This window comes from Myroides pelagicus (assembly GCF_009711055.1).
GTDB lineage: Bacteria > Bacteroidota > Bacteroidia > Flavobacteriales > Flavobacteriaceae > Flavobacterium > Flavobacterium pelagicum.
In genome coordinates, this window is the sequence record NZ_WMJY01000009.1 from 74,570 (window position 1) to 92,287 (window position 17,718).

At 34.8% G+C, this 17,718-nt stretch carries 15 protein-coding genes; all 15 read right to left on the bottom strand.

Annotated features, from left to right (window positions below):
- Positions 1-48: 48 nt before the first annotated feature.
- The 15 genes from GJV77_RS05785 to GJV77_RS05855 all read right to left on the bottom strand — a co-directional run bounded on the left by GJV77_RS05785 (position 49) and on the right by GJV77_RS05855 (position 17,717).
- Complete coding sequence (locus GJV77_RS05785) at positions 49-999, bottom strand: SPFH domain-containing protein (RefSeq protein ID WP_155035431.1); 951 nt, start codon at positions 997-999, stop codon at positions 49-51.
- Positions 1,000-1,038: 39 nt separating this feature from the next.
- Positions 1,039-1,557 carry a hypothetical protein gene (locus GJV77_RS05790; RefSeq protein WP_155035432.1) on the bottom strand — a complete coding sequence of 173 codons (519 nt, stop codon included), beginning with the start codon at positions 1,555-1,557 and terminating at the stop codon, positions 1,039-1,041.
- A 145-nt stretch (positions 1,558-1,702) separates the two neighbouring features.
- On the bottom strand, positions 1,703-3,220 hold the full coding sequence (gene gltX / locus GJV77_RS05795; RefSeq protein WP_155035433.1) for a glutamate--tRNA ligase: 1,518 nt from the start codon (positions 3,218-3,220) through the stop codon (positions 1,703-1,705).
- A 91-nt stretch (positions 3,221-3,311) separates the two neighbouring features.
- Positions 3,312-4,604 (bottom strand): phenylacetate--CoA ligase family protein, encoded by a 1,293-nt coding sequence (locus GJV77_RS05800; protein WP_155035434.1) that lies wholly within the window; start codon positions 4,602-4,604, stop codon positions 3,312-3,314.
- Complete coding sequence (locus GJV77_RS05805) at positions 4,604-6,259, bottom strand: C45 family autoproteolytic acyltransferase/hydolase (protein WP_155035464.1); 1,656 nt, start codon at positions 6,257-6,259, stop codon at positions 4,604-4,606. The genes GJV77_RS05800 and GJV77_RS05805 overlap by 1 nt, the downstream gene beginning before the upstream one ends.
- Positions 6,243-7,781 carry a phytoene desaturase family protein gene (locus GJV77_RS05810; protein WP_155035435.1) on the bottom strand — a complete coding sequence of 513 codons (1,539 nt, stop codon included), beginning with the start codon at positions 7,779-7,781 and terminating at the stop codon, positions 6,243-6,245. Before GJV77_RS05810 ends, GJV77_RS05805 begins: the two co-directional genes overlap by 17 nt.
- A 1-nt stretch (position 7,782) precedes the next feature.
- Positions 7,783-11,448 (bottom strand): 1-acyl-sn-glycerol-3-phosphate acyltransferase, encoded by a 3,666-nt coding sequence (locus GJV77_RS05815; RefSeq protein ID WP_155035436.1) that lies wholly within the window; start codon positions 11,446-11,448, stop codon positions 7,783-7,785.
- Positions 11,448-12,641: a DUF2062 domain-containing protein gene (locus GJV77_RS05820; protein ID WP_155035437.1), complete on the bottom strand. Its 1,194-nt coding sequence runs from the start codon at positions 12,639-12,641 to the stop codon at positions 11,448-11,450. Before GJV77_RS05820 ends, GJV77_RS05815 begins: the two co-directional genes overlap by 1 nt.
- An 11-nt stretch (positions 12,642-12,652) precedes the next feature.
- A complete protein-coding gene (locus GJV77_RS05825) occupies positions 12,653-13,132 on the bottom strand; it encodes a hypothetical protein (protein ID WP_155035438.1) in 480 nt (159 codons plus the stop codon).
- A gap of 2 nt (positions 13,133-13,134) precedes the next feature.
- Positions 13,135-13,503 carry a hotdog family protein gene (locus tag GJV77_RS05830; RefSeq protein WP_155035439.1) on the bottom strand — a complete coding sequence of 123 codons (369 nt, stop codon included), beginning with the start codon at positions 13,501-13,503 and terminating at the stop codon, positions 13,135-13,137.
- 591 nt (positions 13,504-14,094) lie between these two features.
- Complete coding sequence (locus tag GJV77_RS05835) at positions 14,095-14,688, bottom strand: outer membrane beta-barrel protein (RefSeq protein WP_155035440.1); 594 nt, start codon at positions 14,686-14,688, stop codon at positions 14,095-14,097.
- Positions 14,689-14,710: 22 nt separating this feature from the next.
- Complete coding sequence (locus GJV77_RS05840; RefSeq protein WP_155035441.1) at positions 14,711-15,337, bottom strand: hypothetical protein; 627 nt, start codon at positions 15,335-15,337, stop codon at positions 14,711-14,713.
- On the bottom strand, positions 15,315-15,944 hold the full coding sequence (locus GJV77_RS05845) for an outer membrane lipoprotein carrier protein LolA (RefSeq protein WP_155035442.1): 630 nt from the start codon (positions 15,942-15,944) through the stop codon (positions 15,315-15,317). Before GJV77_RS05845 ends, GJV77_RS05840 begins: the two co-directional genes overlap by 23 nt.
- 4 nt (positions 15,945-15,948) lie before the next feature.
- Positions 15,949-16,710: a polysaccharide deacetylase family protein gene (locus tag GJV77_RS05850; protein WP_155035443.1), complete on the bottom strand. Its 762-nt coding sequence runs from the start codon at positions 16,708-16,710 to the stop codon at positions 15,949-15,951.
- Positions 16,698-17,717 (bottom strand): beta-ketoacyl synthase N-terminal-like domain-containing protein, encoded by a 1,020-nt coding sequence (locus GJV77_RS05855; protein ID WP_155035444.1) that lies wholly within the window; start codon positions 17,715-17,717, stop codon positions 16,698-16,700. Before GJV77_RS05855 ends, GJV77_RS05850 begins: the two co-directional genes overlap by 13 nt.
- Between the last annotated feature and the right edge of the window lies 1 nt (position 17,718).

Here is a 17,718-nt window from a genome sequence, read left to right on the forward strand (position 1 = left end):
AGTTGAAAAAGCGGTTATAATTACTTATAACCGCTTTTTTTTTATAGTTTACGCATTGTAATCTTCGACTTGATCAGAATCATTAACATTACCTTTAGTTGGTGTATCATTCATTTCTTTCAACTTACTACTAGCTGCAAAGGAAGCGACCATATTAGTAAGCATATCACTTGCAGCAGACGGTGCGTTTGGTAATAAGATTAAATTCGAACGACTATCAGACCCAACAGATTGTAGTGTGTCGTAATGTTGTGTTACCACAATAAGAGCAGACGCCTCTTGTGAGTTGATACCAACTTTATTCAACACATCAACACTTTCTACTAATCCTTGTGCAATCTCTCTTCGTTGATCAGCAATACCTTGTCCCTGTAAGCGCTTAGACTCTGCTTCTGCTTTTGCCTTCGCTACGATACGAATTCTACTTGCCTCTGCCTCATATTCAGCAGCTACTTTCTCTCTGTCAGCAGCATTGATACGGTTCATAGCATTCTTTACTTGGATATCAGGATCAATATCTGTTATTAACGTATTGATAATATCATATCCATATGTAGTCATAGCATCATTCAGCTCTCCTTTAACAGCTACTGCAATATTGTCCTTTCTTTCGAAAACATCATCAAGAATTAGCTTTGGAACCTCAGCTCTAACAACGTCAAATACATAAGAAGTTATCTGATCATGAGGGTATTCTAATTTGTAAAAAGCATCATACACACGATCCTGAATAACCTTAAACTGCACAGAAACTTTCAATTTAACGAAAACGTTATCTTTTGTTTTCGTTTCAATCAAAACATCTAATTGTTGAATACGAAGATTAACTACACCTGCAACCTTATCAACTAAAGGTATTTTAAAGTTTAACCCTGATTGGCGGATACTATTAAACTTTCCAAAACGTTGAACAACAACGGCACTTTGCTGCTTTACGGTAAATATCCCTAAGAATATAATTACAACAATAACAACAGCAACAATAATAGATGGACTCATAACAATTTATTTAATTTATCTTACTAAGTTAAAGAATTATTATTTTTTAACAAAATACATTTTTACAACAAGTAAAGCTAACTGGTCTTCAGGTACCTTTACAATATCAGGATAATACTGCTTTAAAATAGGTAACGCATCAGCAGCTTTAAAATCTAAAACAAGATACTTTGGAGACTTTTTAAGCAATAATGAAGTTATTACTTTCTCTTCACCCAGTTGAAAAATAATCACTCCTAAGCGATGCTTCCAGTAGAAAGGTATTTGTTGTGAAGCACAGGCTTCTCCATGTTTCGTAAATCCACCTGTAAAATCTTTTCTGAAAGTTAAAACGTCTACATCACAATTGGGAATATTAGGATAAGGAATAGACATAAAAGGTTCCCCGATAATCGGTTTAAGCTCTACTTTTTGAGGTGACCATTCTCCTATTAAATCTTTTTGTACAAAGCTCAACCAAGCATCTTCTGCTTTATGTCCAAGCGCGTTATCATCATTATTACACGAGCTAAACAAAGCTAACATACAGAAAGACATAAGTAATACTATTCTCTTCATTCTATTATAATATTTTTTATAAAATTACAAAATTACGCATCAATTATACTAACAAAAAAGAGGTTATCTACGTAATAGATAACCTCTTCCTTCTAAATGTAAGTGTGATTCATCACTTCAATGAATATGCTTTCTTTCACTTATATTATTTATTATTTGCTTCAATAGCAATTGATAAACGTTCAACTGTCTCTTGTTTACCGATCATCTCGATAATATCAAACAAATCTGGACCTTTTACAGCCCCTACAAGACTTAAACGCAATGGCTGCATTACTTTCCCCATTCCAATCCCTTGCTCGTTAATCCATGCTTTTACAATCTCTTCGATATTCTTAGCTTCGAATACCTCAATACCCTCAATCACTTCAGCTACTTGCTTCATGATATCAGAAGTATCTTCTTTCCAATTTTTTAATGCCTTTGCATCATACGCTGTCGGTCTTACGAAGAAGAAATCACTTAACTCTAAGAAATCTGATACAAAAGTAGCTCTCTCTTTAATTAAGCCAACAACTTTTTCAACATAAGTATCATCAGCATTTATACCGTTCTCTTTTAAGATAACTTGGTATGATTTAGATAAGTCTGCATTTTTTTGTTCTTTTAAGTAATGTTGGTTAAACCACTTATTCTTTTCTGGATCAAACTTTGCCCCTGCTTTGTGTACACGAGCCAAGTCAAACTTATCTACCAACTCCGCTAACGAAAAGATTTCTTGATCAGTACCATCATTCCAGCCTAATAAAGCAAGAAAGTTAACCACAGTCTCAGGGTAGAACCCTTTCTCTCTATATCCTGAAGACTTCTCTCCGGATATAGGATCTTGCCAATCTAACGGGAACACAGGGAACCCTAATTTATCACCATCACGCTTAGATAACTTACCGTTACCAACAGGTTTAAGAATTAAAGGTAAATGAGCAAACTCAGGTGCTTCCCACCCAAATGCTTTATAAAGCAATTCGTGTAATGGAAGAGAAGGCAACCATTCTTCACCTCTAATGACGTGAGATGTTTCCATTAAGTGGTCATCTACTATATTAGCTAAGTGATACGTTGGCATTCCGTCACTTTTGTATAATACTTTATCGTCAAGTAAACTTGTCTCAAATTTAATATCTCCTCTAATGATATCTTTTAAATGTAATGTCTCTCCTACAGGTGTTTTAAAACGAATTACATATGCATCACCTTTAGCAATCTTATCAGCTACCTCTTCTTTGCTTAATTTCAGTGATGTGTTTAATTGTTCTCTATTTGTATGATTGTAGATAAATGTCTTTCCATCAGCTTCAGCCTCTTTTCTCAATTGATCTAGTTCCTCTGCAGTATCAAAAGCATAGTATGCCCAACCTGCTTCGATAAGCTGATCAGCATATTGTTTGTACAATTCTTTGCGTTCGCTCTGTCTATATGGTCCGAATTTCTCATTCTTTCCAATCGTCTCATCTGGTGATACCCCCAACCACTCTAAAGCTTCTAAAATATAAGCTTCTGCTCCGGGTACAAAGCGATTTTGGTCAGTATCCTCAATTCTAACATAGAATACGCCATTGTTCTTCTTAGCGAATAGATAATTGAATAATGCGGTTCTTACGCCACCAATGTGTAATGGTCCTGTCGGACTTGGTGCAAAACGCACACGAACTTGCTTAGCCATTTTGTTTAATATTTTTTACAAAGATAAATACTCCAAATATTTATCAACGGAATTTTACTATAATATTTTTAAAGAACTATTTAACATGAAGTTATCCACGCTTATCAATAAATGTGATAGGTTTGCGACTCATCGGATTAAATACAATAGGCTGCAAAGTCTCGAATTCTTCTATTACAACCTTAGGAGCTACTCTTAGTTTAGCTCTAAACGTATCCTTTATTTTCTTTGTGAATTCCAGGCTTTCGTCTACTGTCACAATTTTGATAACTATTTCGTCTGTACCTATCTCATTTGTACTCACCTCTATTAAATGCATTTTTATTTGCGGAAATGAGTTCAACAGATCAACAATTGCAGGAGGATATAAGGTTGTCCCCTTATATTTAATCATATGTCGCTTGCGTCCTTCTACAGGTCCTAAGCGATATGTATTTCTCCCACATTGGCAAGTCGCTATATGTTTACGCACCATATCACCTGTTTTAAATCGTATTAAAGGCAAGGCTTCTACGCCTAGTGTTGTCACCGTTAGTTCTCCTATTTCTCCATCTGCTACCGCATTGTTTTCCTCATCTAATACCTCTGTGATTATTAAATCAGGATTAACATGTCCTCCTTGGTGATACTCACATTCTGTGAAAGCAGCCCCCATCTCTGTAGAAGCATACGTTGAAAACAATTTGATATCCCATTTCTCAGTAATGCGATCTGCTAAGATAGAGGGAGTCAAATCAGCTTGACGCAAAGCTTCACCAATACAAATCACTCCTTGTACACTACTCTTGTTATAGTCTATTCCATTCTTCTCAGCGTAGTCAATTAACTTCAATAGGAACGAAGGTACAGCGATTAGGTACTTAGGTTGGTATTGTAAGATAGAATCCCATTGTAGTTGTGGAATCCCAGCACCTACACGAACTACACCTGCTCCCAGTTTTCTTAAACCTAAGAAATAAGCTAGACCTGCCATAAACCTTCTGTCAATAGTCGTCATAAGCTGTACGACATCTCCCGCCTGTACACCCGCACACTTAAACGATTGGTATTCATTCTCTGCAAGTCTATCCAAGTCTTTATCTGTCAAACCAAATGTAACAGGATCACCTAAAGTACCTGAAGTCGTAGCATAGTCAATAATTGCTGCTTTAGGCACACAAAAGAAAGCATCGTTCTGTCTTTGCAAATCATCTTTTGTTGTTAATGGCAAGCGATGTAAATCTTCTATGGTTTTAATTTCACTTATTGCTATCCCCTTTTCTTCAAATAACGTTTTGTAAAAAGGAGAGTGCTCATTTACATAAGCCAATACCTCCTGCAGTCGATGCTCTTGGTATATCTTTATTTCTTCTGCTGATTGATAATCTACTGATAAAACCTCCATTACTTGTTTCTTATTTTCTTTAAATATTTTCTTATTCTTTTTTCTGCTGGTAATGTTGTGACCTCTTTAGTTAATGCTAAATTAAACTGTTCTCTTGCCTTCGCATATTGCTTATTCTTTAAATAATATAGTCCTGCTCTATAATATACAACCCAATAATCCGGATTGAGCTGTTGATACATCACTATATATTCCTGTGAAACCTCTTCCCGATCTTCTATCCTCTTCTGAAAGATACGATCTTCTACACGATAACGCTCGTAATCTTTAAACGCTTTTGTTTTGATAAACTTATCTTTTGCTATCGTCAAACTGTCTACTCCCAAGTGATACACAGTAGGCTCATCACTAAATATTTTAGTTAAATCATACGCTACAAACTCACCCAACTGATAGGGGTTAGACGATACCCATACTAATCTTTTTTCAGGTTGAAAGACTATGCCATGATGTGCTAAAAGTTGATTTAAAGCCTTTTCATTCCCATAGCCAAGTTCTTTCCCATTCAGTCCCTTGGTATCTCTTAGAATATCAACCATCTTTTGTGGTGTCAATGCCTCTGAATTATTAATATACTCATTGACCTTATCCCATCGATATTGTGAATGGCTCTCTTCTATTTGCTTTTGATTGCGTTTATCCGCTTTGAAAGCTTCACCTTGAAAATGATTAGAACAAATCAACGCACTGCTATTTGCTACATCATATACTCCAAAGTTCTTTGGAGCTATCTCTATCAACACAGCCTTTCTATCTTCCGCACTTCCTATCATAATAGACTCCGATACAAATACCTTTTTAGTCTTTGCTATCTTTATAGCCTGCTCTATATTATCTGCATATTGTAGTATTTCTCTTGCAACTACTGAAATTGGCGTTTTTGCCTTTAAAGGAATCGAAGACTTACCAGCATTCAATGTTACAGTCAACCCTTTTTCATTCATACCTGATACTATCCCTATCATACCTCCCCAGGTAACTGACATAAATGCATTACCTTGTTCTGGCCTTACAAAGGCAATAATTTTATTCTCTGCAAATTCATCTCCAGCATAAAAATCAAAGTTTCTACCGATTAATAACTCCCCATCAGCAGAATTATCTCCCCAAACAGCTAATGATGTACAACCAACCAAAGCTAAATCTTGAAAGGCATGACCGATATCGTGTGCCCCATGCAAATATAAATTGCGTTGATAAGAAGATCCTAGAAAGTCAAAGTGAGTTGTCGCATATTTACTGATGCCATAAATCTCCACTTTGTATTCATTAGGAATGTATTTATATAAATCTCTATTATAATACTTTAGCGCTCTAATCAGTAATTTTTGCTTAAATCCTGCAGGTACAAACTCTTCTACCTTAGAGAAAAAGACAGTTTCTTGCTTTTGATATAATTCCGCAGTTAGTGCTCCCGTATTTAGTCCTACCTGATAAGGATCTCCACTGACATATAGTTCCCACAATTGTTGTTTATTCTTACTCAAAAAACCGCGCTTAGTAATGCGTAAACTATCATTAACTATCTCTACTTTGGGTACTGTTGAATCCATACCTGTAAAATCAGGTACATCGTTAAGTCCTTTTCTAATACCACAACTCAACAACAAACAACACACCATTAGTATTAATGTGTAATTACTCCAATTCCTCATCATTTTTATATTTCTTGAGTTTAGTCATCAAAGTATTCTTATCGACCATTTCTAAACAAGTGACAAACGCACCTATTGTCACTCCCATGACTCCGTGCATACGTACATTTTGACCTGAAAAGAAAAGATTTCCTATTTTAGATCTAGGAGAAATAAAAGTCTTCATTGGGCTATTTGCATCTTTGACAAAACCATACATATTCCCTCCTTCAGAACCTATGAAATCCCGATAGGTAAGAGGAGTAGAAGCGTGTACACTTTGAATTGCTTGAAGAATACCTGGATACTTCTTCTCCAATTTATCGAGTAAAAGTTGTTCTTTTTCTTGTTTAAAAGTTTCATAACTTTCTCCTCTGCTTCTCAATTTCTTTATTGTTGATACGTTATACGAATCTTGCCATTGTTTCAGCTCGTCATACTCCATATAGGTCATGACAGTCATACTATCTGCCCACTTTTGATTTGGACTGGTACAATTCATAGATGCTACTAATAAATTAGGCCATCTTCCTACTGATTTCTTATGTGTATCCCACACATCATTAATAGTATCATAATGGTAGATATTGCTATTTTGATAAGGATATGAATCTTTTTTAAACACAATATAAAGTGAAAAAACAGAAGGCACTTCCTCTAAACTCATAATTCGCTTCACAAATGGTTTAGAAAAACTATCAGTCCCAACCATTCGTATCGTATGTTTTAAATTGATATTTGATACGAATTGTGATCCATAGTAGTGTTCACCCTCTGCTGTATAACAAGAGGCTAATTGCTGATCTTTAAACGTGAAACCAACAATCTCTTTGTGCTTGTATATCTCTCCTCCATATTTCTTCAATACCTTTATCAGTGCTCTACTGATTTGACTTCCGCCATGTACACAGCGCCATGCACTCTGTATATAAGAGTTTATCGTCAATGCATGAACATATAGAGGGGTCTTCTCTTTATCTGCTACATAGAGAAAGTTAGATCCTATCAATACAGCTTTTAACTTCTCATTTGTTGTTATTTCATCTAAGAAGTCACTTAACTTAATCGCTACAATATTATCATCGTATCCCTTTCCATCTTCTAAATTGTACATAGGAAATCGATGACAGATATCGTTTACTCTATCGCAGTACTTACGCAAGGCTTGCTCCTCATCTGGAAAGTGGACTAACAGTTGTTTAATAAAGTTCTCATAACCCTGGGCATGTGGAAACTCTATCTTATCCTCTTCAAAAGAAATCTTATCATACCCATCATTATCAAGTCTTTGAAGATTTAGCCTATCCATAATCTCTAGATAAGAAAAGTACTTATGTAAGTTTTCTCCTTTACCTAGCCCTCCTATATAATGTACCCCTGTATCAAATACAGATTTATCTCTAGAAAATGTTTGTAGATTACCGCCATACTGCTCATTCTTCTCCAGCACACACACCTTCTTTCCTTCTTTCGCTAAGATTACAGCAGAGGCTAGTCCTCCAAGACCACTTCCGATCACCACTACATCATACTTCTTCTCCATACTATTCTTTCCTTAAATATACACTGATATATTTATTCTGTACTGACAATTCAAAACAATTATCTGGAACAAACCCTATTGCTTTTCGATTAAGTACAACCACTTTATTAATCTGTTCATTGATTACCTGTTTCGACATTGTCGAAATGACTAACGAAGTTACCTTACTATCCATATCTGCAACATTTTCTATATATTCCACTATTCTACATTTGGTTATATAGTTCATCTGAGCTACACTACGCTTATATTCATCTGGAATATATGAATACACTTTTCGCTTAGCTTCTTGTAAAGTTAACAAGAAATTTATTTGTCCATAATCATCAGCAAAGTGTAATACTCTCTCTTTGTCACCTAAATAATTATTTAACTCATAATAATCTTCTGCATAGGTATTAAAATCCTCTTTGACTTCTTTTGATATATTACCTTCTTTATAAAGATAACTTAAGAATAATTTTTGCTTAAAATAGTCCTTATCCTCAAGATTCTTTCTGATATTTTTAAATTGCTCTTTATAAAACTTGCTTATTTTCTTTGTACGTTCAGTGTAATTACTTCCAAAACTTTGGTCATCATAGGTAATTCGTTCACCAACCGTTGTAATGATATGCCCTCCATAAATTACATAGTCACGCTTTCCATTTACCTCTGCATTTCCGTGTATATACATGGGTAAAATATCCAGTTTCAAAGTCTCTGCTAAGAAAAAAGCTCCTTTGTGAAAGCGCTGTATATCATTGGTCATAGAACGTGTACCCTCTGGAAAGATCATTAGTGAAAAACCTTGCTTTACTCTCTCCTCTAAGTGAACAACACTATTATCCACTCCATTTGAAACAGGATAAAACCCTGCCATCTGTACTGCTTTACCAAATACAGGTGACTTATACACCCAGTCATTTACCAGATAAACGATATTCGAATTTACCATCCCTATCGTTAAGGAGTCTAAAAACGAAGTATGGTTAGCGATAATCACAGCTGGCTTTTTAAAGTCTTCTTTGTGCTTATTGATCGTTGCCTTCTTTACGAACGGGTTTAGATATAACACTGAAGTTTGATATAGCGACATTCCTTTGCCAAACCATCTTAACTTCACCACTTTTGGCAACGGTAGTATAATCATCAGTATCCTCGCTATACAAGAATACAACACTCCAAATACACCGAAATAAGTAAACGAAACTATACTAAATAGCAACAGACGTAGTGTGATAGGCGATACCCCCTTTTTCTGTCTGTTCATAAAACAAAAACGGTATAAACGCGGATAAAGTACAAAAGCGACAAGTACAGATACTGAAAGTCCAAGCAATGAAACAATAGAGATTGATCGCAAAGCTGGGTGCTTCGCAAAAATTAAAGTTCCTACGGCTAATAATGTAGTTAACACAGCTAATAAAATTGACGAGCGGTACATCGCACTTACACGTTTTCCTGTCGTATACTCCTTTTGTAAGGCACTTGTCATAAAAATAGTAAAATCTACACCTTGTCCAAAAATCAACGTGCAAACTATAGAACTAAAAATAGTAAACTCAATCTGAAACAATCCCATCATCCCTGCAGTTATAAATCCAGTTATTATGATCGGTAAAATGCTCACGATTGCTAATTCTATACGTTTAAAGAAAAACCACAAAATAGCCATTACTGCAAGTAACGAGTAGTTAACTAATAATGTAAAATCACTTACCAGATTACTCAAGAACGTTTCATTAATCTCTTTTCGATCTATCACTATGTAATCCTTGAATTCCTTTAGTCCTTGAATAAATATATCCTTATTGTCTTCTGATACTTTGACTAGTGTATTAATTGTATAAAATCCTTCTTTTTCAACAATAAACTCCTCGATTACCTGAGGGTTTAACTGTACATAATCTTGAAAAGTTATAGGGCTATAATTCACTTCCAGCATATCGTAAAAGAGGGCATACGTGTGCTCCATAAACCCATACTTCTTTCCTTCTTCAATCAATATGTGCTTTATATTAGAACGATTTTTTGTTGCCCAAAAAGTATTCCAATATTCTATTTTCTGTTCTTGCTGATGCCTCGATAGTACAATATTTCCTAAAGAGCTATATTGTTGAATATTTCCTTCCGACTCTACCTTATTTAGATATTTCGATAATACAGCATTGTTCTCTATCACTTGATCTACATCTTCCCCATAACAAGTAATATACAGTGATTTACTACTACTATCTAAAGTGTTATTTAACTTCTCTTCGGCCTCTCGCAATTCTTCTGGAAAGTAGTTCATTGATGACAAGTCTTTATTAAAAGTTGTCTTTCCAAAAGTGAAAAAACTAATAAAAATCATCGCTAAACACAGACCTAACAACCACTTGCTTTTATCAAAAGGATACTTGGCAACCTTTTCCAAAATAGTATTGCTTTGCTTAGAATTATCTTCTTCCGTTGGCTTGTAAAGGTGAGGAATAAACAACAATGAAAAAATGCCAGCTGCCATAACTGTGATGGATGCGAAAATTCCTAAATCTTTTAATGCTTCTGAATGAACAAATATTAAACACAAAAAAGCAATAGCTGTCGTTGAACAGCTCATCAATATTGGTTTGGTAATCTCTTTATAAACTTCTTTTAGATCTCCACTATACTTATAGTGAGTCATAATATGTAAGGCGTAATCAATTGTAATTCCAACTAATATAGCCCCAACACTTAGTGAAATAGCTGAAATAGAATCTCTAATGAAATATAGTACAAACAACGCCACACTTGCAGCAAACACAGTTGGTATAAATAGAATAACTGGCACTGCTAGTTTGCGATAAAAAGCAATAAACAACACTATCAAAACAGCTACCGAAATAACAACTGTACTTTGAATATCACTCTTTATCTGTTTAGCATTCGCAACAGCTACAAACGAAGCACCAAAATAATCAACACTAGTCTTATCAAAATAAGCCTTGTTCAACCCTTTTTTTACCTCTTCGAGATAGTTAATGAACACTGTATTATGCTCTGTTTCTGTCCCACTATATACAGGATCAATAAACAATAATAGTTTATCTTCTTCTTTGTTCATGATAAAACCATCAACCAAGTGAAAATCACCTCCTGTATTTAACTCTTGTAGCTTCTCCAATGCGATAAATCCAATCCCTAACGGGTCGCGCTGAATGAATTGCTTTGCGACCATTCCTGTAGGCGAAATCAACGTTCTATAATTGTCCTCTACAACTCGTTGTAGACTGTCATTTGCCAATTTTCGCTCTATCTTATCATAATCTGCCTTCTCTAAAAAAAGAGGTAAATGCGCATAGACAAATTCAATAGTTTCATTGATATTCTCATCGTTTATTTTACCTTGAACGGACTTGACATATTCTTTTTTAACAGCTAACGAATCTAGAAATTGATTTGCTACCAAGACCATGTCCTCTGTTGTACCTCCTTTTTGCTTTTCAATGATTACCGATACTTTGTCAGAAAAACGCAATTGACCAAGTACTTTAGACGTAATTGTTGCTTTCTCATTTTTTGGTAATATCCGAGTGATATCTTCTTCAAATTTGATATTTACAGCTCCAAAGGCCATCAATACAACAAAAAAGATTGACAATATCAAGAACATTACCTTGTTCTTTTCTCCCCACTGATAGATATGATAGAATATACTAGACATTACTTTACTTTTTTATTGAATACTGATAATAATACATAACTTCCTACTCCAAGTAGCACACTCATTACCCCTGCTAAAACAACACTTCCCACCAGATACTGTAATAGATGTGCAGAAATAGACTCAACTGTATAAGTGTCTAAAAGGATTTCTTTTGTCCCATGGGGAACAAGATAATACCCTGTTCTCAACGAAGCAAAAACAATTATTGGGATCATCGGCGGGATACTCACATTTGAAAAGGCAAAGGACAACACCTTGTTTAATCGAAAGGTAATTGCTAAAAAAATAGACAAGAAAGACTGTAATCCCCAAAGAGGTGCTATTCCTATAAATACACCTAGACCTATGGAAATCGCTTTTTTCTGATTTGAATCATCACTTCCTAAAATATCTTCTCTCAGAAAGTCCTTAAAACTTTTTTTTTTAAAACGTCTTATGAAGTTTCTTGGAAAAATATACAGTAACAATAAAGTCACTAATACCATATTTAATAAACTAATACGCGTAAAGTCTTTAAAAGGTCTAAAATGAGATACGCGTTCTGACTCATCATATAAAACTTGAATAGGTACATTGCGCACAGCGACATCATTCCACGCGGCACGTACAATCACTTCTATTTCAAACTCAAACTTTTTGGTATAGTATTTCTTTGCTAAAGCCTTCAATGGATAAAGTCGATATCCTGATTGTGTATCCGTCAATTTAATTCCAGTTTCAAACCAAAACCAAAAATTAGAAAACTTATTTCCAAAGCTACTTTTCTTTGGTACTCCCTCTTGTTCCATATTTCTAGAACCAATGAGTAATAAGTTCTTTTCATCACTTAGCATAAGTGTCTCAACGAATACGGAGATATCACTGGGATAATGTTGGCCATCACTATCTATCGTAATTGCATATTGATATCCTTGTCGAATAGCTTCTCTAAATCCAATCGTCAGTGCATTTCCCTTTCCCTTATTTTGTGGTAAATCGATAATAAGTATAGTTGATCGATACTTTTCTAATATAGAAAGTGTCGTATCTGTCGAGCCGTCATTGACAATAATAACCTTATCTGTATAAGACAACACACCTTCTATGACCCGTTGTAAAGTCTTGTGGTTATTATAAGTAGGAATTATTATACAAAATCCTAATTCATCAATATTAGTGCGTATAGTAGGCGAAGTATAGTTGTCTTTCATTTATTCATTCATTACAGAAGCTTACTTTTATCTTCTGCTGTAAATATTTTTGACTGCCGAGCATAATCGCTAATCCATTTTTTTAGCTCTGTTGATTGGCTATTATATCCCTTAACGATTGCTTCTTTGTCCTCTTGCAAATTACTTTTATACTTAACAATATTCGGCAAATGCTCTTGAATAATTAATCGGACCAGTCGAATTTCAAGATTCGTTGGCTTATTATTCACTGCTTGATCTAGTAAGCCTGCACCCTCTACGATAAGCATTTTTTTGTTTTTTATTCCCTTTGCGTATTTGCCCTTTGTTATCAATGCTGCACCTTTATATGCAGTTGACAGATCAGTATCATCTAACGAAAGAGTCTTTTCATAGAATACTTCTGCTTGTTCAATTGAACCACTTGCTTGCTCAAAACTCTCTCTAATTCCTTTCGAAGAAGATTGAAAGAATAGCGTCAAACTTACTATAAATACAGTCAATAACTTCATATTTATTGTCTTTTAAATGTACTACTCATCTTTAGTGCAATAGCACTTTGAAACTCAATTGTACTTTTAACTTTCACAACGTCGTCTCTCTCATCTATTTGTAGCGAAAAAGATAATTCGTTACATTTTTCAGGGTTAATTAACGTCATAAACTTTACATTTAACACCTGCTCCAAAAAAAGCTTACTGCTGACGATCTCTTCAGTTAATTCCTTTATAATCTGAATCATGCAAACTCCTGGCATTACTGGGTTATTAGGGAAATGTCCTTTAAATACATTATGAGAGGTATTCAAAGTTACTAAAACTGAGTATTGATTTTCGCCAATTGACTTCAAATCAATTACTTCGTAAAAATTATCAATAAGCATAGACACTACTATTTTTCTTAAAAAAGTTTAAATGCAAAACTAACTAAAAAAATACACTTTTTTATTTAAACGCATTTTAACTTATCTCTAATTATTTGAAAGAGATGGGGTAGGGAGAAGAAAAGGAGAAGCGCATAATAAATTTAAAACACCTTAACTGTCAATAATAATTTACTGACTAGCTGATCTTTTGCATATAACCCTCTATAATACTTGAAAAGGCAGAACTTATCACTATACTCTTAAACGTTGTCTAATCGTAATAAAAAACACTCTTTCTTCTCTATTGTTGCCAAGCTTCCACAATTAATGCAGTATTCCTGCAGTTTACGTGCCCAGAAGTGCTTCCTTGGCAAGAAAAGGTCACGAAAACTGCACGTATAGGTCAATCATCACCGAAAAAGTCGAGACGAAAAAACAAAAAAATAACGTACTATAGACTATTTATGCAAAAACACTCCATAAATAATATATAGCAGACTTATAGCAATCATTGCTCACCTTCTTAAACTTGATAGTTCTACGATAAAAAAAGAGTGATTAAACGCTTTATAATGCGTAATCACGTCTGTATAAAGATAATACTTTAAATTAAAGTCTAAAATAAGCTCCGATCTGAAATGTGTTATTACGCATATAATCGTCATAGATGTACTGTACCCCGTTATAATATGTATCTGCTCCATTATTAATACTAACAACTCCAGGCATCCATCGAGCTTCCACACCAATGCGTTTAGTGATATCTAATCCGATACCAAAGTTAAATGTTAAGTCTATAGGAGTGATGTTCTTATCACTGCTATTCGTAGCAATTGCTAATCCAGGTCCTACTTGCAAGTTAACTCTACCCAAATGGAATTTATTAATCACGTTAATATCCACATAATCTAACTGTAAATTACTTCCACTGCGGTCATAATTATAGTTTACTAGTGATGGGTTTATATTATCCGCCCCTTGACGTGAATACACAAGCTCAGGCTGTAACTCATAGAACTTTGCCAATCTAATAGGAAGTTGTACCCCAAGATAAAAGTTAGTACGATAATCTCCTTCTGTACCTGTCACGGTACTCATATTCCATCCTCCACGAATACCAGGATTAATTCTTCTCGTTTTCTCTTTAGCATAAGACTGACCTATTCCTGCGATTAATAATAAGGTTAATAATAATTTTTTCATATAGCTTTTCTCTTGGTGTTGGTTACTCTTCTACTAGCGGTATAAGCTTTATCCTCATCGGGAAGTTATAATGCTCTATAGATAAAATAGCCTTACCATCTTCCGATTCGGTATAATTATAAACCGCTTTAGCCTTCTTAGGTGTTCCATATACTAAGCGAGATACACGGGCTAAAGGATTATCCCATACGACCACATTCTTTAGCTTATTATATTTTCCTAGATACACGATCTCATCTCCTAGCGAACGCTTCTTCATTACAGGTAATCTCGTAGCTGTAAAGAGCTGAAAATCTCTAGCTAAAATACTCAAAATAAACTTCTTATTTATATCACTCATCGCATAATTAACTGCATATTTATCCGAATAAATAGAGAAATCAAATAATGTATTGCCAAAGTCTGAGGTAAGTACTACTCTGTGCTGTTGATCATCTATGCGTTTAATCACTATCAGACCGCTTAGTTCGTTCTTAAATAGGGTGATATTCGCTCTAAAGATGTGTTCTTCTCCTATCTTAGCGAAATAACTATTCTCCACCACTTGCTCAGTAGGTAGGAACCCTTGCTTAGGTAAATCCGCTAGCTGTACAGTTTTACACGAATAGGTAAACAGTACACACAAACTAATTACTAAAACTCGAATCATTTAACTTGATATTCGTTTGTCTGTTCTTGAATACAATGCGTGTATAATCGGCAGAAGGTTCTATTAATTTAACTTCCGATACTGTACTTTGCCCTTCGTCGAAGTACAATTCTATTTGTGAAATATACTGTAAAATATCTTTACTCAAGGGAATTAGCTTTGCAATACTGCGTTTGCCACTTTTGAAATAAGAGATTTTAAACTCCTTCTCATCAAACATATTTCCACTTATACTACCTACAATTAGATTATTAATTTTAGCAAACTTCTTATTGTTCCCTATATCTACTTTATTCTTCTTTCCTTGATCATTAATACTAATCTTATTGTCTTTGAAAGCAATACTATATTCAAAAGGCAAACTGTATTTCCACAATAGTTTATTGGGAATTTGCAAGAGCATGCTTCCTTTAGATTCAATATCCTTTGACATAAAGCTAAGATGCTTATATTGAATAAAATCTGTAGAAAGACTAGTAATCTCTTTTGTCTTTGCGATTACTTCCTTTCTAAATGTTGTAATCTCCACTTGATTCATTTCTTTTTCTTGTGCCATAGCCCCAGTAGTCATTGCTAAAAATAACAAGGCACTTAATATCTTCTTCATACACTTAATGATTTAATAGTTCGTCTAATGTTACCATTTCATAATGTTGATTGGTCAGTTCAATCAATAATTGCTCTAAAACATTAACGCTTTTATTGGAGGTATCGTGTAATAAAATTATTCCTCCAGGTCGAATTTTGCGTTTTAATCTTTCAAAAATACGCTGTTCACGATCAATAACAGTATCTAATGATCGAATATTCCACCCTGCTATCTTATAGTGTGTTTTAGACAAAGCATTCGCTATCTTGGGATTAGTCACCCCAAATGGGGGTCTATACCACATTGGTCGAATGCCCAGCACATTCTCAATGGTCTGTTCTCCCAATTCGATTTCTTGAGTAACCTCATCAGCTGAGAGAAAGCCCATACGCGTGGTGTGAGTTTGTGTATGGTTACCGATAAGGTGTCCTTCTACGAAAGTCTGTTTAAGAATCAAAGGGTATTTACTTACTTGATTTCCGATGCAAAAGAAAGTCGCTTTAGCATTGTACTTGTGCAAAAGCTCAAGCACCATCGGAGTAAATAGGGTAGGACCATCATCAAAGGTAATCGCAATTCGCTTTCGCGTCTCCCCTTTATTAGAAGTGATAGCCTTGACAAATACGTTCAATCGAATATCAAATGCTCCCCATGTAAGCATTCCAATCCAAAGAAGCCCTCCTAGAAGGAACCACCACACACTTATTTTATTGACAAAAACTAGAGTGCTGACTACTGTAAAATACAATACTCCAAAGGAGTTGATCAGTTTTAATCTCCACATTTCTTAAGTAAAGTTAGACTGTGGTCTTTCCCATCAAACTGATTATATACAAGAATATACTCAATAGGCTTAGACTCACCTGTACTAAATAACTGTTGATATTTAAGCATTTCACAGGCATTTAAAAGGCCGAAAGCTGAAGCTGTATGATATTCCCCACTAAACTCTTTAAACGTCTCTAAAGCACTGCTAGAACATATCGCTTGTGCCTGTGCATAAAAAGCTCCATCATTCGCTGTCTGATTGCTTCCTAAAACTAATACATCTATTTGTTCTGGCACAATATATTGACTAGATAAAAAGCTTTGTATAAAATCCTCTACACTTTCCACACGGTTGCAGATAGCAGTATCTACTAACTCAGCATAAGACTGAGTAGTTTGTTTGTTATCAAGAACTATAAAAGTAGCTCCTTCACCATAGTTAACTCCCTTAGGAAATATCTCATCTACGGTATTAATCTTCTTTGTTAATTGAAGAAATCTCATGGTAATATCACCGATCTCATCAACACCACCGATCAACGCATTGTTCAATTCACCAGCTTGTACTTGCAAAAGTCCATCTAATAATGCCGATTCAAAAGACGTATTTTGATTTACATAAGTAAAGTTGTACCCCATACATTGCAACTTGAGAGCGATTTGCCCACCTACAGTATTATGCGTAGATTGTATAAAAGAAGTAGGAGTAAGGTAGCTCTCATTGTTTTCTAACATAGTAGAAAGAAACTTTTCAGAGTCAATCAAACAACCTAATCCAGTACCCGTAATCACCGCATCTGGCACTGCTATATTAGCCTCTTCTAATGCTGAGTGAGAAGCGTATATTCCCATCTTAACACCCTTAGCCATACGTCTTAACATCCCTGCTGGGATAAGTTCTTTATACGAAGGTTGTTGAGCTTGATTTATACCTTGAGAAACTCTGGTTAAATCAGAAGACTTAAAGTTTCTAGTTCCCTCTTGACATGAGACAGAACCAAGTCCATTTATATAAACTTTCATA